Origin of the sequence: Micromonospora sp. NPDC002296, assembly GCF_040296145.1 — a bacterium.
GTDB lineage: Bacteria > Actinomycetota > Actinomycetes > Mycobacteriales > Micromonosporaceae > Micromonospora.
This window is the reverse complement of the sequence record NZ_JBEOWQ010000001.1, coordinates 175,705-199,570: the sequence shown is the minus strand read 5'-3', so window position 1 is coordinate 199,570 and position 23,866 is coordinate 175,705. Positions and strand designations below refer to the sequence as shown.

Genomic DNA, 23,866 nt, shown 5'->3' with positions numbered 1-23,866 from the left:
GACTGTGACAGCCTGGCGCGGTGTCCCGTGCCCGACTGGCGGTTGCCGCCGGCGCCCTCCTCCTCGTCGCCTCCTGCGGCCTGCCGTGCCTCCCGTTCCTGGACCTGTCGGCGGTGTCACTGCCCTACCAGGACCCGACCCCCGGCATGGTGGAGAAGCAGGCCGAGGAGATCGCTGCGGCCGAGCACAGACTCGCCGTGTACGCAGTCGTCGCCGGTGCCCTGGCTCTCCTCGGCCTCGCGGCCCTGATCTACGCCGGGAAGCACCGCCGGCCCCGCAGGGAGGGGGTGTGCTCCGCGCCTGATCCCTCTGCTCGCGAGGGGTGGGGGCGCGGTCCTGGAGTGCCGTTCACCGCCCCTGATGCCGCCGGCAACGCGGAATCGGGTGGACGCCGTGGTGGTCAACCGATTCGTGGTCAGCGGTTGGTCACGCCCAAGGAACCTGGTAGTAGCAACAGCCAGGGCTGACGCCCTAGATCAACTGCTTGAGCTCCGGCGGCGGTCCGTTCTAGCGCCGGGGTACACGAGGCTTCGTCCACCCGACGTTGGGAAGCTGCGCTGGCTGTGGTTGTCCATCGCTTGTCCTGGTACGCCGCGCGCCGGGGCGTGACCGGCCGGAAGCCGCACGCGCGCCCCGGTGCACGGCACGGCGGCGGGCCGCAGCCCCACCCTTGACCAAGTAGAAAGCCTGAGCACACCACGCCTCAGCAAAGTTGTCGTGGCGCATGAGACCAAGCACTAGCCCGCTCGGGTACGCCGAGTGCGCTGGAGATAATGCGGGGATGGCAACCGAGGTGAGCATCGGCCCGCTGTCCGAACTGGACCGCGACGAGTGGGAAGGCCTGACCCGAAGTTTCCACGCGCACTGGGCTGGCCGGCCGGGTCGGCCCGCGACTGAGGTTGACGACGATGGCTACGAACGGACATGGCAACGCTTGGTCAGCGGTGATCAGATCCGTGGCATCTGCGCAAGGCTCGACGGCAAGATGGTCGGTATCGCGCATTACTTGTTTCACGCCAGCGTCTGGGGGGCCGGGAGATGCTACCTGGCAGAGTTGTTCGTGGATCCGCACGTACGACGGCGAGGTATCGCGACAGCAATGATCGGCTGGGTGGCGCAGGATGCCCATGAGCACGGTGCCCCACGCCTCTACTGGAACACTGAGGTCGACGCCGACGCTCGCGCGCTGTACGACAAGATCGCCATCTACAGGGGTTACATCCTGTACAACTACCTGTGGCCTGCGACTGCCACCGCGACGTGAACCAGGTCACTCAATCGGCCGTAGCGACGCCCTCCACTCGGCATACGGGCGCACCCACGGCTCCTGAGACGTCACCGATATCCACCAGGACGGCCGAGGACCTGACGCACTCCATCGGCGGCCCAGCGTGCGAACAAGAGCGTCAAGCAGTCACAAGATCAAAGCTGACCTGCGCCCAAACTCGTGCCCGTTGATCTTGCTCGGGCGAAACGCCTACTCGGAGGCGATATTTGGTGGAGCCCAGGGGACTCGAACCCCTAACCCCTGCCTTGCAAAGGCAGTGCTCTGCCAGTTGAGCTAGGGCCCCGAGGGCGGGCGAAGCCGCCGGGAGCTGGACGTCGGAGAAGTGATCAGCGCAGGTCAGGGGCGGTGGTCGCCTCATGCCACAGGGCGCGCTCGTCGTTCGAAACCTTGATCTTCCTGACCACCACGGCGGCCACGCCGACAATGCCGGCCAGAATCAGAAGCTTCTTGAACATGGGGCGACCCCTTGCGCTCGACAGCCGTCGGAACCATGTGCGGTGGGGCTAGCTGGAATCGAACCAGCGACCTCAGAGTTATCAGCTCTGCGCTCTAACCGACTGAGCTATAGCCCCGCGTGGCGACGGCCAAGGTTAACGCATCCGCCCGCCGCGCCCCAAATCGGGGGCCGGTGACGGGTCCGTGCTCGCCGTACCCCCCCTGAAACTACCCGGACGCACGACGCCGGGGCGACCGCTTTACGCGGCGCGCCCCGGCGTCGGGTGCGATCAGTCCCGCTCGGCGAGCGTCAGCTCGATCCCGCCGACCAGGTCGGCGCAGACGTTGTAGACGAACGCGCCGAGGGTGGCGAGCGCGGTGAACAGGACGACGTTGACCAGACCGATCAGGGCGGAGCTGAGGATCACGCCCTTGGCGGTGATCTGGAAGCCGCTCGTGCTCTGCCCGCCGGCGTTGACCAGGTCGCTCAGGCTCTCGTTGACGCTCTGGAACACACCCATCGCGTCCAGCGCCAGGTAGAGCACCGAGGTGGCGACGACCACCACGATGAAGAGCACCACGGAGACGGCGAAGGCGAACTTCATCACGGACCAGGGGTCGATCCGCTTCAGGTTCAGCCGGGCCCGCCGCGGCCCGCGGGACGCGGCGGAGCTGACCGAGGTACGCGCGGCACGTACCGCTTCACCGACCCGGGCAGCCCCGACGGCCGAGGTCGACGACCCGGCGACCCCCGGCGGCAGCCCTCCGCCGTTGGCGGGGCGTCCCCCCGCGCCCGGACGGGTGCCGTCCGGGCGCGGGCTGGCCGTGCCGCCACCGACGCGCGGCAGCGTGCCGGTGGCGGCGCTGCCGGTCGACTGGCCGCTTCCTGTCCGGATCGGCGCTGTCGTCCCCGGGCGGGCGGCGCTGCCCGCCCCCGCGGCCGGAGCAGTCGCGGAGGTGGGCGCGTCGATGCCGGATGTCTCCGTTTTGTCACCGGCCCCCGAGTCGTCGCCGGGGGTCTCCGGCGGCGGTGCCATCCCGGGAGCCCGGGTGAACTTCGGGGCAGGCGCGTCGGCGGGGACCGTCGCCCGGCCCACGGCCGCGCGGCCGGTCGCTGGTGCGCCGCCCGTCGCGGCGGCCTCCTCGTCGACCGGGTTGGCCGAGGTCCCCTTGTTCCCCGACTTCGCCTGTGTCTCCGTCATCAACTAGTCCTGTTCGTCAGGCTCGTCGGCATTGCGAGCAATCGCCACGATAGTCACGCCGTCCGGGAGGTCCATCAGCTTGACCCCCATTGTGTTCCGGTCACGCGTACGGCGTACAGGCTTCACCGGAGTCCGGATGACGCCACCGTTGCTGGTGATCGCGAACAGCTCGTCGTCCGGGTCGATCACCACAGCGCCGACCAGACCACCGCGCCGCTCGGTGATCTTCGCAGTCAGCACGCCCTTACCTCCCCGGCCCTGGACCGGGTATTCCTCGATCGGGGTACGTTTCGCGAATCCCCCGTTCGTGGCCACCAGCACGTCCAGCCCTTCGCGGACGACCTCCATCGCGAGCAGGACGTCGTCGTCGCTGAACCGCATGCCGATCACGCCCGACGTGGCCCGGCCCATCGGCCGCAGCGCCTCGTCGGTGGCGTTGAAGCGGATCGCCTGGGCGTTCTTCGAGACCAGCAGCAGGTCGTCGGACGGGGCGACCAGGGCAGCACCGACCAACTCGTCCTCATCGCGCAGGTTGATCGCGATGATTCCGCCGGAACGGTTGGAGTCGAACTCCTCGAGCCGTGTCTTCTTCACCAGGCCGTTCTTCGTGGCCAGTACCAGGTAGGGGGCCACCTGGTAGTTCGGAATTTCGATGATCTGCGCGATCTGCTCGTCCGGTAGGAAAGCGAGCAGATTGGCCACGTGCTGGCCCTTGGCTACCCTACTGGCTTCCGGAAGCTCGTACGCCTTGGCCCGGTACACGCGACCCTTGTTCGTGAGGAACAGGATCCAGTCGTGGGTCGAGCAGACGAAGAAGTGGCTGACGATGTCGTCCTGCCGCAGCGTGGCCCCGCTGACGCCCTTGCCGCCGCGGCGCTGGGAGCGGTACAGATCGACCTTGGTCCGCTTCGCGTACCCGGTGCGGGTGATTGTGACCACCACGTCCTCGCGGGCGATGAGGTCCTCCATCGAGACCTCCCCGTCGAACGGCAGGATCTTCGTCCGCCGCTCGTCGCCCCACTTCGCGATGATCTCGCCGAGCTCCTCCGAGACGATCCGCCGCTGCCGCTCCGGCTTCGCCAGGATGTCCTTGAGGTCGGCGATCTCGATCTCGAGCTTGGCCAGGTCGTCGAGGATCCGCTGCCGCTCCAGGGCGGCGAGCCGGCGCAGCTGCATGTCCAGGATCGCGGTGGCCTGGATCTCGTCGATCTCCAGCAGCCGGATCAGGCCCTGCCGGGCGTCCTCGACGGTCGGCGACCGCCGGATCAGGGCGATCACCTCGTCGAGGGCGTCCAGCGCCTTCGACAGGCCGCGCAGGATGTGCGCCCGCTCCTCGGCCTTGCGCAGCCGGAACGCGGTCCGCCGCCGGATCACCTCGATCTGGTGCTCGACGTAGTACCGCAGGAACTGGGCCAGGTTCAACGTGCGCGGCACGCCGTCGACCAGCGCCAGCATGTTGGCGCCGAAGGTCTCCTGGAGCTGGGTGTGCTTGTAGAGGTTGTTGAGCACCACCTTGGCGACCGCGTCGCGCTTGAGCACGAGCACGATCCGCATTCCGGTACGCCCGGAGGACTCGTCCCGGATGTCGGCGATGCCGGCGAGCTTGCCCTCCTTGATCAGCTCGGCGATCCGCTCGGCGAGGTTGTCGGGGTTGACCTGGTAGGGCAACTCGCTGACCACCAGGCAGGGGCGACCCCGCTTGTCCTCCTCGACCTCCACCACTGCCCGCATCCGGATCGACCCACGGCCCGTCCGGTACGCGTCCTGGATGGCCTGGGTGCCGACGATCAGGCCATGGGTGGGGAAGTCCGGGCCCTTGACGATCTCGATGAGCGCGTCGAGGGTGGTCGCCTCGTCGACCTCCGGGTTCTCCAGGCACCACTGCACGGCCGCGCCGATCTCGCGCAGGTTGTGCGGCGGGATCTTGGTGGCCATGCCGACCGCGATGCCCTCGGAGCCGTTGATCAGCAGGTTCGGGATGCGGGACGGCAGGATGGTGGGCTCCTTGGCCCGGCCGTCGTAGTTGTCCTGGAGGTCGACGGTGTCCTCGTCGATGTCCCGCAGCATCTCCATCGCCAGCGGGTCGAGCTTGCATTCGGTATATCTCATCGCGGCAGCAGGATCGTTACCGGGCGAGCCGAAGTTGCCGTTGCCGTCGACCAGCGGGTAGCGCAGCGACCAGGGCTGCGCCATCCGGACCAGGGCGTCATAGATGGCCGAGTCGCCGTGCGGGTGGAACTGGCCCATCACGTCGCCGACGACCCGGGAGCACTTCACGTAGCCGCGGTCCGGCCGGTAGCCGGAGTCGAACATGGCGTAGAGAATCTTGCGGTGGACCGGCTTGAGCCCGTCCCGGACGTCCGGCAGCGCCCGCCCGACGATGACGCTCATCGCGTAGTCGAGGTACGAGCGCTGCATCTCCACCTCGAGCCCTACCGGCTCGATGCGGTCATGCGCCACGACTGCGGCGGCAGCGGTCTCGGGGACCTCGGGCTCGCTCGGGGTGGACTCGGGGGTATCGGTCACTGTTAACCCTTATCAGAATCAGAGTCGGTTTCGGGCTGTGGATAACCGCTGTGGAAACCGACCAGGCTGTGGATAACCCTGTGGATCGGCGGACCGCCCGGTGGACGACCGGGGCGGCCCGCCCGGTCCGTCAGATGTCCAGGAAGCGGACGTCCTTGGCGTTGCGCTGGATGAACGAGCGACGCGCCTCGACGTTCTCACCCATCAGCACGCTGAACAGCTCGTCCGCGGTCGCCGCGTCGTCGAGCGTGACCTGCCGCAGGGTGCGGGTGCCCGGGTTCATCGTGGTCTCCCAGAGCTCGGGATAGTTCATCTCGCCGAGACCCTTGAACCGCTGGATGTCGTCCGGCTTGGCGTTCGGCTTCTTCTGCTGGCGCAGCGCGATCAGCCCGTCCCGCTCCCGGTCCGAGTACGCGTACTGCGCGTCGTCGCCCTTCTTGTTCCACTTGATCTTGTAGAGCGGCGGGGCGGCCAGGTAGACGTGGCCCAGCTCGACCAGGGGCCGCATGAAGCGGAACAGCAGGGTGAGCAGCAGAGTCTGGATGTGCTGGCCGTCGACGTCGGCGTCGGCCATCAGCACCACCTTGTGGTACCGCAGCTTCTCGATGTCGAAGTCGTCGTGGATGCCGGTGCCCAGCGCGGTGATCAGCGCCTGGACCTCGGCGTTCTTCAGCACCCGGTCGATCCGGGCCTTCTCCACGTTGAGGATCTTGCCGCGGATCGGCAGGATCGCCTGGGTGCGCGGGTCCCGGCCCTGCTTGGCCGAGCCGCCGGCCGAGTCGCCCTCGACGATGAACACCTCGGACTCGCGCGGGTCGGTGGACTGGCAGTCGGCCAGCTTGCCCGGCATCGAGCCGGACTCCAGCAGCGACTTGCGCCGAGCCAGCTTGCGCGCCTGCTGCGCGGCGATCCGGGCTCGGGCCGCCTGGGACGCCTTGGTGATGATCATCTTGGCTTCGGCCGGGTTGCGGTCGAACCAGTCGACCAGCCGGTCGTTGCAGACCCGCTGCACGAAGCTCTTCACCGGAGTGTTGCCGAGCTTGGTCTTGGTCTGGCCCTCGAACTGCGGGTTCGCCAGCTTGACCGAGATGATCGCGGCCAGGCCCTCGCGGATGTCCTCGCCGGAGAGCTTCTCGTCGCCCTTGAGCAGCTTCTTCTCCGCGCCGTAGCGGTTGACCACGCCGGTCAGCGCGGACCGGAAGCCCTCCTCGTGGGTGCCGCCCTCGTGGGTGTTGATCGTGTTGGCGAAGGTGTAGACCGACTCGCCGTACGACTCGTTCCACTGCATGGCGATCTCGACCGACATGCCCTCCTCCTCGGCACCGAACTCGACCACCGTCTTGTGGATCGGGTTCTTCGAGGCGTTGAGGTGCCGGACGAAGTCGGCGATGCCGCCCTTGTAGCAGAAGGTGACCTCGCGCGGCTTGCCCTCCTCACCCTCCGGGACCCGCTCGTCGAGCAGGTGGATGGTGAGGCCGCGGTTGAGGAAGGCCATCTCCTGGATGCGGCGGTAGATGGTCTGGAAGTCGAAGTCGACGGTCTCGAACACGTCGGGGTCGGGCCAGAACGCGACCGTCGAGCCGGTGCGGTCGGTGGTCTCGCCCTTGTCCAGCGGGCCCGGCTTGGAGTTGGCGTACTTCTGCCGCCAGACGAAGCCGGACTTGTGGATCTCCACCGCCATCCGGCTGGAGAGGGCGTTGACGACGGACACGCCGACGCCGTGCAGGCCGCCGGACACGGCGTACGCCTTGCCGTCGAACTTGCCGCCGGCGTGCAGCACGGTCAGCGCCACCTCGACGCCCGGCTTCTTCAACTTGGGGTGCAGGTCGACCGGGAAGCCCCGGCCGTTGTCGGTGACCTGGACCCCGCCGTCGGCCAGCAGCACCACGTCGATGGTGTCGCAGTGTCCGGCCAGCGCCTCGTCGACGGCGTTGTCGACGACCTCCCACACCAGGTGGTGCAATCCACGCTCACCGGTCGACCCGATGTACATGCCGGGCCGCTTACGGACCGCCTCCAGCCCTTCGAGGACGGTGATCGACTCGGCGCCGTACTCCTGCTTGTCCTGCGCTGCCACCCTCGGCCACTTTCTCGCGCCCCCGGGCCGCAAGCGGCGCGTCGGACGCGGGTTCGGCGGACAGGACGCGACGTCGGCGCGCGGCCCGAGACCGGTGGAAACCGGGGTACGGGCCGGAACGCCGGTCGCCACGGTTGCCCGCGGATCGCGATCGGCTCGACCCGACGTGGGACAATGATCTCGGACCTTTGGTGAGCCCGCGTCCGTCGCTCCGTGTCGGGTCTTCGTCTCGCCTCAATCTTACTGTGCGCTGACGACAGAACCGCCACTCGGCACCCCTTTCGCGGTGGCTGAGACCTCCGTAGCCGGCCGAACCGCGCCACCCGCGACTCCCCCTACACGCCAAGCTCCGATCGGCGGGCGACGTCGCCGCCGATCGGGCCGGGACGTTCAGGGCCCGGGGTCGCGTCGGGGCCCGCAACGGGCGTACGTTTGCGGCGCCCAGCGTGGCTGGTCTTGATCTTTTCCGGTCGGAACCGGACGATCGACCCGAACGATCCGACACGTGCTCTCAAGGGGTGACGCCAGATGGGGCTGGACAACGTCGCGGTGCACTGGCCGCGGACCGGCCGCTTCTACGACCCGGTCGCACCGGCCGAGTTCGTCGATTTCGGCGAGATCGTCGACCTGCCGCGGATCTCCGCGCCGACGGCGGCCCTCGCGGAACACATCGCCAAGACCGGGACCGTCCGGGCCACGGCGTACACCGAGCTGGTCGACCTCCTGCTCGGGCTGGAGAATGTGCTCTACGCCACGGACGCCGCCGCCGAGGACGAGGACCCGGTGATCGACCCGGACGGCTGCGCCTGGGTCGCCGGCGGAATCGAGCGCTTCGTGGTCGGGCACCGCCCGCACGGGGAGACGATCGACTTCGACACGGTGAGCAGCGTGCTGCGCGGCCTGCTCGCCGACGGCCGCCTCGCCGAGCAGCAGCTGCGCTGGCTGGGCACCCGGCTGGACGCGCTGCGCGACGAGAACGGCGACCCGCCGCAGTGGGACTTCACCTGCGCCGAGTTGGGCGTGCTGGCGGCCTTCTACCGCCGTTGCGCCGACCGCGGTTTCGCGGTCTACGCCGACGCCTGACCGGAATTCACACCGCCCGCGCCGGCCCGGTTCGTCGCCGCGATCACCCGGGTCAGGACGGCGTGCAGGTCTCGCAGCTCCTCGATCGGCATCCCGAGCCGCCGCACGATCGCCGGCGGGATCTCCTCGGCGCGGGCACGCAACGCCTCGCCGCCGGCGGTGAGCGTCACGGCCAGGCTGCGCTCGTCGGCGGGGTCGCGCTCCCGCCGGACGTACCCGTTGGCCTCCAGGCGCTTCAGCAGCGGTGACAGCGTCCCTGGGTCGAGCTGCAACAGACGGCTGAGTTCCCGTACGGACAGCGGCGCGTGCTGCCACAGCGCAAGCATGACCAGGTACTGCGGATGGGTCAGCCCCATCGGCTCCAGCAGCGGACGGTAGACGGCGACCACGCCCCGAGCCGCCACGGAGAGCGCGAAGCACACCTGCTCCTCCAGGGCCAGGGGGTCGCCCCCAAGCTGGTCGGACACTGCGGGCCTCCTCGTCGTCGCCGTTGCGATCCTAGCAACGATTGGTGTACCAATGATTGGTACACGAAGTATTCCGGGCGCGGTGGAGGCCAGGCGGATGAGCGACGACAAGCAGGTGGGCGACTCCTCGGGCAGGGGCGGCCGCCTCATGGGCTGGGTGTTCCGCAACCTCGCCGGCCCTTCCGAGGTGCAGGGGGCGGTGCAGGGCGGCTCGCGCCATGCCCGAGAGGCGTGGAAGCAGGACCTGGAGAGACGTAAGCAGTGGAGCCGTGAGCAGCGGGAACGCAAACGCGCCGAGCGGGAGGCCCAGCGCCCGGGCCAGTGACCGTCAGCCGTAGGTGTCGCGGGGGCCCCGGCCCCGGACCCTGCGCGGCCCACGCGACCAGGACGGCGCGGCCGGGCCATGGATGTGCAGCTTGCGCACCACGTTGTGGCCCACCTCGCTGGCGATCTTCTTCAGCAGGGACCCGGCGAGCAGCCGCAGTTGGGTCGCCCACGCGGTGGACCGGGCCTCCACGGTCAGCTCGCCGTTCTCCAGCTTCACCGGACGGCTGTTCTGCGCCACCTCGGAGCCGACCACTCGTTCCCACGCGCCGAAGACCGTCGCCTCGGCCGCCGGCTGCTCCCAGCCGCGCGCCTTGACCAACCGGTTCAGCACGGCACTCAGCGGCTGGGGATCACGCGGGTCCGGCCCCGGGCCCGAGTAACCGCGCAGCCGCCGAGCGCCCTCGCCGTCGCCGGACACCACGCTGCGCCGGCGGGTCCGGGCCGCCGAGTCACGGCGGGCCTTCGCGGCGTCCAGCACCGCCCGGGCCAACTCCGGCCCCGCCGCCCCTGCGGAAACGTCGCTATCAGCACCGGCACCGGCACCGGCACCGGTGCCGGCCGCCGCCGGACCGTCGGGCCGCCCGGCACCGTCGGCCGGCGGTGCCGCCTGGCCGCCGGCGCGCCGCCCGGCCCGGCGAGGCGCGTCCTCACCCCCGGTCGCGTCCCCGCCGGCCGGGGTACGTCCCGGGCGCGTCGGCCCGAGGCGGGCCGATGGAAGCTCCCGCTCAGCCGACACGACGCACCGTCCCCTCTCCGACCTGGTACCGGGCGCCCCGCAGGCCGGTCGGCACGTCGTCGTCCACGGCGCAGGTCACCAGCACCTGGCTGGCCCCGCCGACCAGCTCCGCCAGGCGCTCCCGGCGCCCCGCGTCCAGCTCGGCGAAGACGTCGTCGAGCACCAGCACCGGCTCGATGCCGTCGGAACGGAGCAGGTCGTACCCGGCCAGCCGCAGCGCCAGCGCGAACGACCAGGACTCGCCGTGGCTGGCGTACCCCTTCGCGGGCAGCGGGCCGAGGTTGAGCACCAGATCGTCGCGATGCGGGCCGACCAGGGTGGTGCCCCGCTCGACCTCGGCCGACCGCGACTCGGCCAGCGCCGCCGTCAACGCCTCGACCAGCGCCGCCCGGTCCGGCGTCGGGTCGGTCAGCTCCACCGACGGCCGGTACGTGACACCGGCCGCGCCCCGGCCGGCCGCCACCGTGTCGTACGCCTTGGTGACGTGCGGGCCGAGCGCGGCGACCAGCTCCAGCCGGCCGGCGAGCAGCTCGGCGCCATGCCGGGCCAGATGGGTGTCCCAGACGGCGAGGGTGGACAGGTCCCCGCCCCGCGACCCGCCGGTCTTACGGGCCAGGTACGCGGTACGCAACAGGGCGTTGCGCTGCTTGACCACCCGCTCGTAGTCGGCCCGCACCCCGGCGTACCGGGGCTGGCGGTTGACCAGCAGGTCGTCGAGGTAGCGGCGGCGCTCGGCCGGGTCGCCCCGGACGAGTTCCAGGTCCTCCGGGGCGAACAGCACCAGCCGCAGCGCGCCGAGGACGTCGCGGGCCCGCCGGGCCGGCGAGCGCCCCAACCGGGCCCGGTTGGCCTTGCCCGGCACGATCTCCAGCTCGATCAGCAGCTCACGCGCGTCGTGCACCACGGCGCACCGGATCACCGCGGAGGACGCCCCCATCCGGACCAGGGGGGCGTCCGTGGCGACCCGGTGCGAGTCCAGGGTCGCCACGTAGCCCAGCGCCTCGGCCAGGTTGGTCTTGCCGACGCCGTTGGCGCCGGTCAGGATGTTCGGACCCGGCTCCAGATCGACGCCGACCCGCTCGTACGAGCGGAAGTCGACCAGTTCGAGCCGGCGGACGTACACAGGTTGTGGATACCGCTCAGCGCTTGTGGACGGCGTGCCCGCCGAACTGCTGGCGCAGCGCGGCGACGGCCTTCATCGCGGGCGAGTCGTCCTGCCGCGAGGCGAACCGGGCGAACAGCGACGCGGTGATGACGTTCAACGGCACGGCCAGCCGGACCGCCTCGTCGACCGTCCACCGGCCCTCGCCCGTGTCCTCGGTGTAGCCGCTCAGCTCGGCCAGCTCCGGGTCCTCGTCGAGGGCCCGGTCGAGCAGGTCGAGCAGCCAGGAACGGACGACGGTGCCCTCGCGCCAGGACTTGAACACGCCCGGCACGTTGGTCACGATCTCCGACTTGGCGAGCAGCTCGTAGCCCTCGGCGTAGGCGTGCATCAGGCCGTACTCGATGCCGTTGTGCACCATCTTGGCGTAGTGGCCGGCACCGACCGGGCCGGCGTGCACGAAGCCGAACTCGCCGGCCGGCTTGAGCGCCTCGAAGATCGGCAGCAGCCGGTCGACGTGCTCCTGCGCGCCGCCGACCATCAGGCCGTACCCGTTCTGCTTGCCCCAGACGCCGCCGGAGACGCCGACGTCGACGTAGCCGATGCCCTGCTCCGCGAGCCGCTCGGCGCGGGGCCCGTCGTCGCTGAACCGGGAGTTGCCGCCGTCGATGATGAGGTCGCCCGCACCGAGCACGCCGGCGAGTTCGTCGATGGTCGTGTCGGTGACACCGGCCGGGACCATCACCCAGACGGCGCGGGGCGCGTCGAGCTTGTCGACCAGCTCGGCCAGGCTCGCGGCGTCGCTCAGCTCCGCGTTGGAGTCGTAGCCGACCACCTCGTGCCCGGCTGCGCGCAACCGCTCACGCATGTTGCCGCCCATCCGGCCGAGTCCTACCAGGCCGAGCTGCATCTGTTCCTACCTCCGCTGCTCTGGATCAAGAAGTGTGCGATCAGCGGGAGACGCGGATCGGCATGATCAGGTACCGGTACCCCGAGATGACCTCACCATCCTCGCCAGCGGGGGAAATCACCGCCGGCTTGAACGCGTCGACGAACGTGAGCAGCGCGAACTGGGCACCCAGGTTGTTCAGGCCGTCGATCAGGTACTGCGGGTTGAAGCCGATGGTCAGCGCCTCACCGGTGAAGGTGGCGTCCATGGCCTCGCTGGCCCGGGCCTCCTCGGTGCCGCCGGCCTCGACGACCAGCCCGTCGGAGCTGAAGCTGAGCAGCACCGGGGTAGTCCGCTCGGCGACCAGGGCGACGCGCTTCACGACCTCGATCAGGGTGCTCACCGCCACCCGGGCCTCGGCGTTGTGGCTGCTCGGGAACAGCGAGCGGACCGGGGGGTAGTTCGCGCCGTCGAGCAGCCGGCTGGTGGTGCGCCGGGTGCCGCCGGAGAAACCGATCATGCCCTCGCCGGCCGCGCCCTGGGAGAGCGCCATGGTGACCTGGCCGCCGAGCGGGCCGAGGGCCTTGGCGGTGTCGTGCAGGGTCCGGGCCGGCACGAGGGCGTTGATGCTCACCCCGGGGTCGTTCGGGGTCCACTCCATCTCGCGCAGGGCGAGGCGGTACCGGTCGGTGGCGAGCATGGCCAGGTTGCCACCGGAAAGCTCGATCCGGACGCCGGTCATCATCGGCAGGGTCTCGTCCCGGCCGGCGGCCACGGCGACCTGGGCGACGGCTGCGGCGAACGCCGCGGCGTCGACGGTGCCCGCGCTCTCCGGCATCTCCGGGAGGGCGGGGTAGTCCTCCACCGGCATGGTGGGCAGGGTGAACCGGGCACTGCCGCAGACCAGTTCCAGGTGCGCACCCACCGCGGCGATGTCGACCGGCTTGGCCGGCAGCGCCTTGGTGATCTCGGCGAGCAGCCGCCCGGAGACCAGCGCGGCACCGTCGGCGTCGCCCTGCACCTCGACGGTCACCTGGCTGGAGACCTCGTAGTCGAAGCCGGAGACCTGCAGGTTGCCGTCGGTCACCCGGAGCATCACGCCGGCCAGTACCGGTACGGAAGGCCTGCTGGGCAGGCTCTTCGCGGTCCACGCCACGGCCTCGGCGAGCGCGTCGCGCTCTACTCGGAACTTCATCAATGCCTCCGCGTCGACGTCAGCGACAACTCTCTCATGCCGACCGCTGCCTACCGTCCCGCCCGACCGTGCGGGTACCCATCGCACCTTAGGGCGCGGGGGCATCGGCTGTGCGCCCGACCCCGCGGATCGCGTCGGTGCCGGGCGGGCTGTCCCCGGCCGTTCCGACCCCATCCACAGGAAGTCCAACGGTGATGATTGGTTTTTGTTCTCTTAGAAGAAGAAACTCATCGTCTTCATCGCACCTGTGGAAACTGTGGAAAACCGCCGTCTGGGCAGGTCAGACAGGTTATCCACCGGTGGATTGGCTGTGGAGAACCGGGGGTACAACCGACCCTGCCATCCACAGGCCGCCCGGCATCCCCGAGTTGTCCACCGCCGTCCACCGGTTATCCACCGGTTATCCACCGACTTTCTCCCCAGACCTGTGGACGGACCGGTCCGGCCGGATCGCCGTCGTCCCCAGAACCTTCAACAGGAAATCCACAGGACCCTTCAGATCCGTGGACAACGACTGCGTTGTCCCCAGGCGTCCACAGCCTCGTCCCCAGGGTTTTCCACAGCCTGTGGGTAACCGGCGGGGGACGGACCGTAGTTTTCCACCGACTGTGGAAAACTAGCTGTGGAAAACTGGCGGCAGCTGTGGACAACGAACAGCGGCGGTGGACGGGCACGGCCCGATTCTGCGGCCTCGACCCGGTCGAGGGTCGAGCCCGAACCGCTCGGGACGGCCTGTGGACAACGGAACGTCGGGCGGAATGTGTCCCGGGTCACCCGCCTCCGGACGCGCGAACGCCCGGCCGGGTCCGGCCGGGCGTCGGGTCCTCGCGCCGCGGGTGGGCGGCGGGCGTACGGCTCAGGTGGTCTGCTTGATCCGGTTGGTCAGCTCGGCGATCTGGTTGTAGAGCGAGCGGCGCTCCGCCATCTGCTGACGGATCTTCCGATCGGCGTGCATGACGGTGGTGTGGTCCCGGCCCCCGAACGCCTGTCCGATCCGGGGCAACGACAGGTCGGTCAGCTCACGGCACAGGTACATGGCCACCTGGCGGGCGTTGACCAGCACCCGGGACCGGGAGTGCCCGCGTAGGTCCTCCAGGCTGACCCCGAAGTAGTCGGCGGTGGAGACCATGATCTGGTCGGCGGTGATCTCGGGGCCCGCGCCGTCGGGGATGAAGTCCCGCAGCACCTCCTCGGCCAGCGAGAGCTCCACGGTCGACCGGGTGAGGCTGGCGAACGCGGTGACCCGGATCAGCGCCCCCTCCAACTCCCGGATCGAGTTCGACACCCGCGAGGCGATGAACTCCAGCACGTCCGGCGGGGCGTACAGCCGCTCCTGGGCCGCCTTCTTCTGCAGGATCGCGATCCGGGTCTCCAGGTCCGGTGGCTGGATGTCGGCAAGCAACCCCCACTCGAACCGGGTCCGCAGCCGGTCCTCCAGCGTGGCGAGCTGCTTCGGCGACCGGTCCGAGGTGATCACGATCTGCTTGTTGGCGTTGTGCAGGGTGTTGAAGGTGTGGAAGAACTCCTCCTGGGTCCGCTCGCGGTTCTCCAGGAACTGGATGTCGTCGATCAGCAGGATGTCGACGTCGCGGTAGCGGCGCTGGAACGCGCTGGTCTTGTCGTCCCGCAGCGAGTTGATGAAGTCGTTGGTGAACTCCTCGGTCGAGACGTACCGGACCGAGCGGGCGTTGCCGAGCGTGGTGGCGTAATGGCCGATGGCGTGCAGCAGGTGGGTCTTCCCCAGCCCGGAGCTGCCGTAGATGAACAGCGGGTTGTACGCCTTCGCGGGCGACTCGGCCACCGCGACCGAGGCGGCGTGCGCGAACCGGTTGGACGAGCCGATGACGAACGTCTCGAACATGTACTTGGGGTTGAGCCGGTTCCCGCCGGCCTCCGCGCCGCCGGGCCGCCGGTCGTCCCGGCCGCCGGACCGGTGATCCGCGACGCTGCGACCCGGACCGCTGTCCGTCGCGCCGTCGCGGGGCAGCCGCGGGCCGCTCGCCGGCCCGGCGTCGCGGTACCGGGGCTCGTAGGGCCGGCTGTCGGCACCCGGGCGCCCCTCGTAGCCGCGTCGGCCCGGCGGAGGCGGTTCGGCGAAGGCGGCGCTGAACAGCGGCTCCTGGGCGTCCCGGCTCGCCGGCACGAGCCCCGGCCGGTGACCGTCGGAGCGCGCGGGGGCGTCATCCGCCGACGGGTGCTCCGACGTGTCGCGCTCCGGGTAGCCGGCGTCCTCGCGACCGGAACCACCCGGCCGGCCGCGGTCGGCGTGGGCCTGCTCACCCCGGTCCGGGTACCCGGGGGCGGGGAAGCCGGGCTCCGGCTCGTGCCGGTCCGTTCCCTGCCCGTCGTAGCCGCGGGCGTCGAAGCCGGGCGGGGCGTCGAAGCCGGAGGGCCCGTCGAAGCCGGGCGGGCCGGCGGCGTCGGGGGCGCTGCGGTAGACCGTGCCTGCCGGGCGTCCGGCCCCGTCCTCGGCCACCCGAACGGTGACGGCCACCTGGATCGGCCGGCCGAGCCGCCTGGTCAGCGCCTCGGTGATGGCGGGCCGCAGCCGGGACTCGATCACGTCGCGGGTGAACGCGTCCGGGACGGAGAGCAGCGCGGTGTCCTCCACGATCGCGCGGAGACGGGTGAGCCGCAGGTACGCGCGTTGCTGTGCGGAGATGATCTCATCGGCGAGCTCGTCCGTGGTCGCGGTCCACACCGCGGCAAGGTCGGTCGTACCGGCCACCGTCGTGCCACCCCCTCGCCTCTGCTCCCGACCGCCGCTGGTCCAGCCCGAACGGCTGACCGGTCGTCGTTATCCACAAGTTATCCACAGCCTGTGTACCGACCGATTGTGGCCTCCCGCCGGACGCGGGTCGGACCTGCCCCCTGTCTGGGCGGGCGCTGAAGCGGGTTTCACCGTGCCGAACGACTCACTACCTTGTCCGGTCTTGCCTGCCGACGCCAATCGGCTGCCGGCGCGGACCGCAAACGCGCACGCTAACAGCGGGGGGTGGGGCCCATCAACCGTCACCGCGTGGCACCCTTGTCGGCATCAGTGAAAACCACCGCTTCGACCGCGCTCGCGGCCTGGCGGGGTCGTGGTACGAGGTGTTTGACGGTCATTGCCCCCCTGCGTAGGCTGGAGCGGCTGCTCTACCGCCCTCTGCTAGGGTGGTGCGTGCTTGCTGTCCGTGGTCGCCCTCCCCGCATAGTCGGGGTCCCGCGCCCCCGGGCAGCACCGATCGGGGCCACCGCCGAGGGTGGCCTGGACCACCACACGACCCCTGCGGGCCTGCGCGCGGGGCGTATGAAAACGGAGAGCCTGACGTGAGCAAGCGCACCTACCAGCCGAACAACCGCCGGCGCGCGAAGACCCACGGCTTCCGGCTGCGCATGCGCACCCGGGCCGGCCGCGCCATCCTCTCGACCCGTCGCTCCAAGGGCCGCACCCGCCTGTCGGCCTGAGGCCGACCGGTCCGGTCCGGGGGACGTGGGCAGTAGTGCTGGCGGCCGCGCAACGACTGCGGCGCAGCAGCGACTTCGCCGCAGCGGTCCGGTCTGGCCGTCGAGCCGGCCGAGGCTCGCTCGTCGTCCACCTGACGCTGCCCGTCACACCCGGCCCCACCATCGACACCTCGCCTAAGCCGGCGCGGACCCCCGGTGCGGAGGAAACCTCCGTACCGGCCCGCGCCGGCTTCGTCGTGTCCAAGGCCGTCGGCCCCGCCGTGGTCCGTAACACGGTTCGGCGTCGGCTGCGCCATCTGGTCCGCGAGCGGCTGGCGGCCCTGCCGGCCGGCAGCATCCTGGTGGTACGCGCGCTGCCGGCCGCAGCCGAGGCGTCGTACGCCCGGCTCGGGGCCGACCTCGACGGGGCGCTCGCCACCGCCCGCACACCCCGGGGACGGCGGTCCCGATGAACAGCGGTTCCGCCGCGTCACGGCCGACGAGCCCGGGTGCCCGGGTGCTGACCTGGCCCATCGTCGCGTACCGTCGTTGGATAAGCCCGGCGCTGCCGGCCCGCTGTCGTTTCTACCCATCGTGCAGTGCATACGCCCTCGAGGCGGTCTCCCGGCACGGCGCGTTCCGGGGAGTCGGCCTGACGGTCCGGCGGTTGTCGCGCTGCCACCCCTTTCACCCAGGTGGATACGACCCGGTGCCTGAGCCGGGCGGTCGCCGCCGCGCCGATGTGACTGGAGCCTGAGAATTGTTCAGTCTGGACTGGATCTACTACGCGATCTCGTGGATCCTGCTGACCTGGCACTCGGCCTGGGATGCCATCGGTGTGCCGGTCAACGCGGTGATCGGCACGAACTGGTCCTGGATCCTGGCCATCGTCTTCCTGGTGGTCACCGTCCGGGTGATCCTGTTCCCCGTCTTCGTCAAGCAGATCAAGTCCCAGCGGGCCATGCAGGCGCTCCAGCCCAAGGTGAAGGAGCTCCAGGAGAAGCACAAGGGTGACCGGGAGACGCTCCAGAAGGAGATGATGGAGCTCTATCGGAAGGAAAAGGCCAACCCGCTCATGGGCTGCCTTCCGATGTTCCTCCAGATCCCGGTCTTCCTCGGTCTCTTCCACGTGCTGCGCCGCCTCGACCCGGGGAAGAGCGAGAACAACAAGACCCTTTACGGCTGGGCGGTCGACCAGTTCAACAGCGCCTCCAGCGCCAAGATCTTCACCGCGCCGATCGCCGGCAAGTTCGGCTCCACCGCTGACGAGTTGACGGCGCTGAACGCCAACGGCACCACCGTGAAGGTGATCGCCGGCATCCTGGTCCTGATCATGATGGGCACCACCTACCTCACCAGCCGCCAGATGATCCTCAAGACCGGCTGGGCGGAGGACCCGCAGCAGAAGATGATCCAGCGCCTGATGCTCTATGGCATCCCGCTGTCGCTGCTCGTCTCGGGGGCGATCTTCCCGATCGGCGTGATCATCTACTGGGTCACCAACAACATGTTCACCCTCGGCCAGCAGCAGTGGGTGCTGCGCAAGTACCCGCCGCCGCCCACCCCGGGCCGCACCGGTGCCTCCGCGTCCCGCGGGCCGGTCCAGCCGGCCAAGAAGACCGGCGGGCTGCTCGGCCGCAAGGCCGCCCCGGCCCCGGTCAAGCAGGCCCCGTCCGCCCCGAAGATCGCCGGCCCCAAGCCGGGCGCCAAGCCGGTCAACCCGAAGAAGGGCGGCCCGGCCAAGCGTCAGGGCTGATCCTCCCGCCGTCCGTCGCCGGCCCGGCCGGCGACGGACGGACCCGGCTCCCTGGCAGCCGCCTCCAGGGCAGGCGCCGGGCCGGAACCGCCGCGCCCAGCGCGGACACGGGCGAGATTGGCCCGTACAGACGTGCCCAGGGCACCGGTGATCTCCCGCCGGACCCGGGAAACCAGCGGACCCGACGGTCCGGCCGAGCGAGTACGGAGATGAGACCGTGACCGAGACCAGCATCCCCAGCGCTGAGCAGTCCGTGGACGAGGAGGGCGCACCGATCGAGGCCACCGACGACACCGAGGCGGAGGAGGGCGCGGCCGGCTCGGGCACGCGGGAGAAGAAGGCACTGGGCGAGAGCGAGCTGTTCCGGCAGAGCGAGATCGCGGCCGACTACGTCGAAGGGCTGCTTGACATCCTCGACTACGACGGGGACATCGACGAGCTGGTGTCCGCCGGCCGCCCGGTGGTCGAGGTGGTCGGCGACGGGCTGCAGAACCTGGTCGGTCAGCGCGGCGCCACTCTGGAGGCGCTTCAGGAGCTGGCCCGGCTGGCGGTCTTCCGGCAGACCGGCACCCCGAGCCGGCTGCTGCTCGACGTCGGTGGCTACCGGGCCAACCGTCGCAAGGAGCTTGCCGCCGTCGCCAAGAACGCGGTGGAGAAGGTCAAGGAGTACGGCGAGCCGGTGCGGCTGGAGCCGATGTCCGCGTTCGAGCGCAAGTGCGTCCACGACGTCGTCAACGCGATGAGCGGGGTGGAGAGCGAGTCCGAGGGCGTCGAGCCGAACCGCCGCATCATCGTCCAGCCGGCGGACTGATCGGGTGACACGCGACGACACCACGGCTGACGCCGTGACCGGCCCGGGTGGCACGCCGCCCGGGCCGTCGCCTGTCGGGTCCCGGCTACGTGCCGACGCGCCGGATCCGAGCAACGAGCCGGACCCGGCCGTCGGGCTGGACCACACCGACGGGTCGGACCCGGCCGTTGCGGCGCTGCCGCCGGAGTTGGCCCAGGCGGCGCGTTCTCTCTTCGGCGACCGGCTCGACCTCGCCGCCGCGTATGCGGAGGTGCTCGCCACCGACGGTGTGCTCCGGGGCCTGATCGGGCCACGCGAGGCACCACGGATCTGGGAGCGGCACCTGCTGAACTGCGCCGCGGTGGCGGAGCGCATTCCGGAGGGCGCGTCGGTGCTGGACGTCGGTTCCGGCGCGGGTCTGCCCGGCCTGGTACTCGCGATCGCGCGCCCCGATCTGACCGTGACGCTGGTCGAGCCGCTGGCCCGGCGTACCTCGTTCCTCGTCGAGGTCGTCGAGCGGCTGGGTCTGACGAAGGCCGTCCGGGTGTTCCGGGGCCGGGCCGACGAGGCGGCGACGGGGTCCACCGGTGTCGGGCCGTTCCGCGCGGAGATCGTCACCGCGCGAGCGGTGGCCCCACTCGATCGCCTCTCCGCCTGGTGCCTACCGCTGTTGGTGCCCGGCGGACGCCTGTTGGCGGTGAAGGGATCGTCCGCCGGAGACGAGATCGCCGAGCACGCCGAGGCGGTTGCCAAACTGGGCGGCGGCGGGCCCAAGGTGCACCACTGCGGGGTCGGGGTGATTGAGCCGCCCGCGACGGTGGTGGAGATCGTCCGGGAGCGGGTGGTGAACCAGCCGCGGGTCAAGCGTGCGGCGAAGCGGGCGCGTGGTGGGTCGCGCCGGGGTCGCTGATCCGACTTCCCTGAATCTCCGCCGGCTTCCCACCGCAGGTCGCGTCGTTGATAGTGGGACGGGTGCGCGGTGGTCTGAAGAACCCGACGTGGACCGGTCGCGCCTGTCCGCCGTAGGCTGGCCGCGCGTCGTTAGTGTGGGAGCGGGCGGCATCTGCGCCCCGGGGGACCCCGGCCGCTTCCGCCGGGCCGTAGGCTCCGTGGCGCGACGAGCGTGGCCAAGACGACGGGGTGCGGACCGACCATCCGGAGCGGGCAGGGATGACAGGTGCATGACGACGGCAGGTACGACGATCCACGGGTGACGGTCGGCCGCAGGGGGCACTCCGCGGCCGACCCCGTTTCACGTGAAACCGACCAGCGCGAACGGGCCGCCCCTGCCCACGCCCCGGGCTCGGGCTCGCCGTCAGCCGACTGCGATCCGGCGGTCCGCCGCGACGCGCCGACCGGCTCGGGTGGCGCCCCGCATTCCGTGGGAAGGTCCGGCACGGTCTACGGTGCGAGCCGCCCCGATGATCTGGCCGTCGCCGAGCGCGCCGCAGCGGAACAGCGCGACACCGCCGTGCCCGTCCGGTTCGAGTCGTCGCCCTCGGCCGAGGCTGCCGTTCTCCGAGATCCCGCACCTCGTGCGGTGCCCGACGCGACCCCTGGAGTCGCTGTTCCTGTCGACACGCCGGCGCCGCCGGCCGGGGCCTACGGGGCCGATCCGGCGGATGCCGCGTACGTTTCACGTGAAACCCCGACGCGCGAAGAGGATGACCCACCGTTGGCTATGGAGGCTATGCGCGCCGTGCAGATCCTTAATCCGAGTGGCGAGGTGACCATGCCCCGCCCCGAGCGGACCCGGGTGATGTGCGTCGCCAACCAGAAGGGCGGAGTGGGTAAGACCACGACCACGGTGAACCTGGCGGTGGCGCTCGCCCTGCACGGAAACCGGGTCCTCGTGGTCGACCTCGACCCGCAGGGCAACGCGTCGACCGGGCTGAGCGTCCCGCACCATACCGGCGTCCCGGACGTCTACGACTGCTTGATCAACAGCGTGCCGCTGGAGGAGGTGGCCCAGGGCGTCGAGGGCATCCCCAATCTGTGGTGCGTGCCGGCCACGATCGACCTGGCCGGTGCCGAGATCGAGCTGGTTTCGGTAGTTGCCCGGGAGTCTCGCCTGGTCCGGGCAATCGCCGCCTACCCCGGGCACTTCGACTACGTCTTCATCGACTGCCCACCTTCGCTCGGCCTGCTCACCGTCAACGCGCTGGTGGCCGCGCAGGAGGTGCTGATCCCGATCCAGTGCGAGTACTACGCGCTGGAAGGGCTCAACCAGCTGATCAACAACATCAACCTGGTCCGTCAGCACCTCAACCCGAGGCTGGAGGTCTCCACCATCCTGCTCACCATGTACGACCGGCGCACCCGGCTGGCCGACGCGGTGGAGCAGGACGTCCGGAACCACTTCGGCGACAAGGTGCTCCAGGCGGTCATCCCCCGGAACGTCCGCGTCTCGGAGGCTCCGAGCTACGGCCAGTCGGTGGTGACCTACGATCCCGGTTCGCGGGGGGCGACGAGCTATTTCGAGGCCGCCCAGGAAATTGCCGAGCGTGGGGTCAAGGAGCCGGTGAGCCGGAATGCGTAGTGCGGACGAGTCGCTGGGAGGCGTCGTATGAAGAACCGTCCTCGGGGCGGTCTGGGTCGGGGTCTTGGTGCCCTGATTCCCACCGGTCCGGTCCAGCCCGCCGGAACGATGACGGCGACGCCTGAGGTCGGTGAACGGGCCGCCCAGGTTCCGCCGGCGATCGCCGGGCCCGCAGCGACCGAACCGGTGGCGACACCGGAGCCGGTGGCGACCGAGTCCGATCTGACGGAGCCCGAGTCGACGGAGCCCGAGCTTCAGCTCAGCCCGGTGCCGGGCGCCCGGTTTGCCGAGATTCCGGTCGACGCGATCATGCCCAACCCGAAGCAGCCCCGCCAGGTCTTCGACGAGGAGGCGCTGGAGGAACTGAAGACCTCCATCCAGGAGGTCGGTTTCCTCCAGCCGATCGTGGTGCGGGCGCTGGACGGGGAGAAGTACGAACTCGTCATGGGCGAGCGCCGGTGGCGGGCCGCGCAAGCGGTCGGTCGGGAGAACATCCCGGCGATCATCCGGGACACCCGCGACGACGCCATGCTCCGGGACGCGCTGCTGGAGAACATCCATCGGGCCAACCTCAACCCCTTGGAGGAGGCCGCCGCCTACCAGCAACTGCTGGAGGAGTTCGGCGCGACCCACGAGGAGCTGGCCCGGCGGATCGGTCGCAGCCGACCGCAGATCTCCAACACCATCCGGCTGCTGAACCTGCCCGCCCCTGTGCAGCGGCGGGTCGCTGCCGGGGTGCTCTCCGCCGGTCACGCCCGGGCACTGCTGAGCCTGGACGAGGCGGAGGCCCAGGAGCAACTGGCGCTGCGCATCGTCGCCGAAGGGCTGTCCGTCCGGGCCACCGAGGAGATCGTCGCGCTCGCGCTGGCGGACGGCCCGGCCAATGGCCCCGCCGCGAAGCGACGGACCAAGCCGCACGCCCCCGCCCTGACCGATCTTGCGGACCGGCTCTCCGACCGCTTCGACACCCGCGTGAAGGTGGACATCGGGCGCAGCAAGGGCAAGATCACGATCGAGTTCGCCACGGTCGACGACCTCGAAAGGATCGTCGGCATCATCGGGGTCGGCCAGGAGGAAGCCGAGGGCTGACCCGGGTTGGATCCCCGGCCGCGCCGTCCGTGCAGGACGGCGCGGCCGATTTGTCTTTCCGGCCCCTCCCCGATACGGGAGGCGCCACCGTGATCACAGGGCCCCGCAACGACCACAGCAGGCCGGCTCCGTCAGTCTTGCCGCAGCGGCCCCGGGTCGACTCGAACCTGCCCCGCCCGGGCGCTCGGCGCGGACCGAGGCGAGCACGTGGAGTGCGAGGTGCAGACCGATGCATGCGTTGCGGGGGTGAGCCTCGCGATGGCCGGACCTGGCGGCCGGCGAACCGGGGCGACGCGGGGACCGAACGCGGACGGCGGGCCGGCCCCTGTGCGGGCTCCTGCGGGCGTGATCGGGGCGACGCGGCTCCGGGGGTGGCTGGGATCAATCACGAGGCTCCAGGGCCGGCAGGAGGCCCGTCCTGATGGTGGGGGCGACAACGCGACGGGCTCGGAATCGGCCGTGTGTGCCCGGCAGCGCCGGGGCACGTTCCACGTGAAACGTCCGCTCGCCCGGCAGCTGCCGGCAAAGGCGCCCGGCCGGGGAAGCCCAGCCTGTCGGGCCCTGCGACCCGGCTGCCATGGCGGCCGGCCCTCTCCAAGCGTCGCCCGTGTGCCGCCGCCAGCGTGCTCTCAGATCCTGGCCCCGGCGCCATCGGTGCGCGGGCTGAGGGGTGCGAAGGGTGTCCCGGCGACGCCCCGTTCCACGCCATCCCGGTCACGACGAGGCAGCCCGCCGTGAACGGAGCCGATCTCAGCCGCCGCGACCGCCCAAGCCCTGCTTTCGGCGCAGCTTCGCCCGTGGGGCCGAAGCGCCGGCCAGGCAGTGCCCGTTTCACGTGAAACGAGCCCCGCCTACTTCGTCGACCCGGGGCGGGGCCGTCGACGGGTGTAGTCACACCGGTCGACGGCTGCGCGGTGGTGCCACGCGACCGGACCC

General features: G+C 70.6%; 22 protein-coding genes and 2 tRNA genes. 12 read left to right on the top strand and 12 right to left on the bottom strand.

The window, feature by feature from the left end; translation table 11 throughout:
- Positions 1 to 20 precede the first annotated feature (20 nt).
- Both ABT023_RS00940 and ABT023_RS00935 read left to right on the top strand, forming a co-directional pair.
- A complete protein-coding gene (locus ABT023_RS00940) occupies positions 21 to 467 on the top strand; it encodes a hypothetical protein (protein ID WP_350880282.1) in 447 nt (148 codons plus the stop codon).
- A gap of 314 nt (positions 468 to 781) precedes the next feature.
- Complete coding sequence (locus ABT023_RS00935; protein ID WP_350880280.1) at positions 782 to 1,264, top strand: GNAT family N-acetyltransferase; 483 nt, start codon at positions 782 to 784, stop codon at positions 1,262 to 1,264.
- 231 nt (positions 1,265 to 1,495) lie between these two features.
- Here the strand turns inward: ABT023_RS00935 and ABT023_RS00930 are convergent.
- The 6 genes from ABT023_RS00930 to gyrB form a co-directional block, all read right to left on the bottom strand.
- A tRNA-Ala gene (locus tag ABT023_RS00930) sits at positions 1,496 to 1,571 on the bottom strand.
- Positions 1,572 to 1,614: 43 nt separating this feature from the next.
- The gene (locus tag ABT023_RS00925; RefSeq protein ID WP_350880278.1) at positions 1,615 to 1,743 is read right to left on the bottom strand and encodes a DLW-39 family protein; all 129 of its coding nucleotides are present in this window, start codon (positions 1,741 to 1,743) and stop codon (positions 1,615 to 1,617) included.
- Between the two features lie 43 nt (positions 1,744 to 1,786).
- A tRNA-Ile gene (locus tag ABT023_RS00920) sits at positions 1,787 to 1,860 on the bottom strand.
- Positions 1,861 to 2,013: 153 nt separating this feature from the next.
- Positions 2,014 to 2,925 carry a DUF3566 domain-containing protein gene (locus tag ABT023_RS00915; RefSeq protein WP_350880276.1) on the bottom strand — a complete coding sequence of 304 codons (912 nt, stop codon included), beginning with the start codon at positions 2,923 to 2,925 and terminating at the stop codon, positions 2,014 to 2,016.
- A 3-nt stretch (positions 2,926 to 2,928) separates the two neighbouring features.
- The gene (gene gyrA / locus ABT023_RS00910; protein ID WP_350880274.1) at positions 2,929 to 5,451 is read right to left on the bottom strand and encodes a DNA gyrase subunit A; all 2,523 of its coding nucleotides are present in this window, start codon (positions 5,449 to 5,451) and stop codon (positions 2,929 to 2,931) included.
- Between the two features lie 130 nt (positions 5,452 to 5,581).
- A complete protein-coding gene (gene gyrB / locus ABT023_RS00905; RefSeq protein ID WP_350880272.1) occupies positions 5,582 to 7,528 on the bottom strand; it encodes a DNA topoisomerase (ATP-hydrolyzing) subunit B in 1,947 nt (648 codons plus the stop codon).
- Positions 7,529 to 8,056: 528 nt separating this feature from the next.
- Between gyrB and ABT023_RS00900 the strand changes: the two genes are divergently transcribed.
- Complete coding sequence (locus ABT023_RS00900; protein ID WP_350880270.1) at positions 8,057 to 8,611, top strand: hypothetical protein; 555 nt, start codon at positions 8,057 to 8,059, stop codon at positions 8,609 to 8,611.
- Here the strand turns inward: ABT023_RS00900 and ABT023_RS00895 are convergent.
- On the bottom strand, positions 8,596 to 9,078 hold the full coding sequence (locus tag ABT023_RS00895) for a MarR family winged helix-turn-helix transcriptional regulator (protein WP_350880268.1): 483 nt from the start codon (positions 9,076 to 9,078) through the stop codon (positions 8,596 to 8,598). The genes ABT023_RS00900 and ABT023_RS00895 overlap by 16 nt on opposite strands.
- A gap of 97 nt (positions 9,079 to 9,175) precedes the next feature.
- On the opposite strand from ABT023_RS00895, the gene ABT023_RS00890 reads away from it, so the two are divergent.
- On the top strand, positions 9,176 to 9,403 hold the full coding sequence (locus tag ABT023_RS00890; protein ID WP_350880266.1) for a hypothetical protein: 228 nt from the start codon (positions 9,176 to 9,178) through the stop codon (positions 9,401 to 9,403).
- 3 nt (positions 9,404 to 9,406) lie between these two features.
- Here the strand turns inward: ABT023_RS00890 and ABT023_RS00885 are convergent, their stop codons facing one another.
- The 5 genes from ABT023_RS00885 to dnaA all read right to left on the bottom strand — a co-directional run bounded on the left by ABT023_RS00885 (position 9,407) and on the right by dnaA (position 16,055).
- Positions 9,407 to 10,141 (bottom strand): DciA family protein, encoded by a 735-nt coding sequence (locus ABT023_RS00885; protein WP_350880264.1) that lies wholly within the window; start codon positions 10,139 to 10,141, stop codon positions 9,407 to 9,409.
- Positions 10,131 to 11,264 (bottom strand): DNA replication/repair protein RecF, encoded by a 1,134-nt coding sequence (recF, locus tag ABT023_RS00880; protein WP_350880262.1) that lies wholly within the window; start codon positions 11,262 to 11,264, stop codon positions 10,131 to 10,133. The genes ABT023_RS00885 and recF overlap by 11 nt, the downstream gene beginning before the upstream one ends.
- Positions 11,265 to 11,280: 16 nt before the next feature.
- Positions 11,281 to 12,153 carry a phosphogluconate dehydrogenase (NAD(+)-dependent, decarboxylating) gene (gene gnd / locus ABT023_RS00875; RefSeq protein WP_350880260.1) on the bottom strand — a complete coding sequence of 291 codons (873 nt, stop codon included), beginning with the start codon at positions 12,151 to 12,153 and terminating at the stop codon, positions 11,281 to 11,283.
- Positions 12,154 to 12,193: 40 nt separating this feature from the next.
- Positions 12,194 to 13,327, bottom strand: a complete 1,134-nt coding sequence (gene dnaN / locus ABT023_RS00870) for a DNA polymerase III subunit beta (RefSeq protein ID WP_350880258.1) — start codon at positions 13,325 to 13,327, stop codon at positions 12,194 to 12,196.
- Positions 13,328 to 14,183: 856 nt separating this feature from the next.
- Entirely contained in the window at positions 14,184 to 16,055 is a 1,872-nt protein-coding gene (gene dnaA / locus ABT023_RS00865) for a chromosomal replication initiator protein DnaA (RefSeq protein ID WP_350880256.1), read from the bottom strand.
- Between the two features lie 584 nt (positions 16,056 to 16,639).
- Between dnaA and rpmH the strand changes: the two genes are divergently transcribed.
- The 8 genes from rpmH (at position 16,640) to ABT023_RS00825 (ending at position 22,930) form a co-directional block, all read left to right on the top strand.
- The gene (rpmH, locus tag ABT023_RS00860) at positions 16,640 to 16,777 is read left to right on the top strand and encodes a 50S ribosomal protein L34 (RefSeq protein WP_088959667.1); all 138 of its coding nucleotides are present in this window, start codon (positions 16,640 to 16,642) and stop codon (positions 16,775 to 16,777) included.
- A gap of 35 nt (positions 16,778 to 16,812) precedes the next feature.
- The gene (gene rnpA / locus ABT023_RS00855; RefSeq protein ID WP_350880254.1) at positions 16,813 to 17,229 is read left to right on the top strand and encodes a ribonuclease P protein component; all 417 of its coding nucleotides are present in this window, start codon (positions 16,813 to 16,815) and stop codon (positions 17,227 to 17,229) included.
- Entirely contained in the window at positions 17,226 to 17,513 is a 288-nt protein-coding gene (gene yidD / locus ABT023_RS00850) for a membrane protein insertion efficiency factor YidD (protein ID WP_350880252.1), read from the top strand. The genes rnpA and yidD overlap by 4 nt, the downstream gene beginning before the upstream one ends.
- A gap of 3 nt (positions 17,514 to 17,516) precedes the next feature.
- Positions 17,517 to 18,512, top strand: a complete 996-nt coding sequence (yidC, locus tag ABT023_RS00845) for a membrane protein insertase YidC (RefSeq protein WP_350880250.1) — start codon at positions 17,517 to 17,519, stop codon at positions 18,510 to 18,512.
- Between the two features lie 217 nt (positions 18,513 to 18,729).
- The gene (locus ABT023_RS00840; protein WP_350880248.1) at positions 18,730 to 19,323 is read left to right on the top strand and encodes a Jag family protein; all 594 of its coding nucleotides are present in this window, start codon (positions 18,730 to 18,732) and stop codon (positions 19,321 to 19,323) included.
- A 136-nt stretch (positions 19,324 to 19,459) separates the two neighbouring features.
- A complete protein-coding gene (rsmG, locus tag ABT023_RS00835; protein ID WP_502890563.1) occupies positions 19,460 to 20,212 on the top strand; it encodes a 16S rRNA (guanine(527)-N(7))-methyltransferase RsmG in 753 nt (250 codons plus the stop codon).
- A 267-nt stretch (positions 20,213 to 20,479) separates the two neighbouring features.
- Positions 20,480 to 21,841: an AAA family ATPase gene (locus ABT023_RS00830; protein WP_350880246.1), complete on the top strand. Its 1,362-nt coding sequence runs from the start codon at positions 20,480 to 20,482 to the stop codon at positions 21,839 to 21,841.
- Between the two features lie 27 nt (positions 21,842 to 21,868).
- Positions 21,869 to 22,930 (top strand): ParB/RepB/Spo0J family partition protein, encoded by a 1,062-nt coding sequence (locus ABT023_RS00825; RefSeq protein WP_350880244.1) that lies wholly within the window; start codon positions 21,869 to 21,871, stop codon positions 22,928 to 22,930.
- Positions 22,931 to 23,866: the final 936 nt, after the last annotated feature.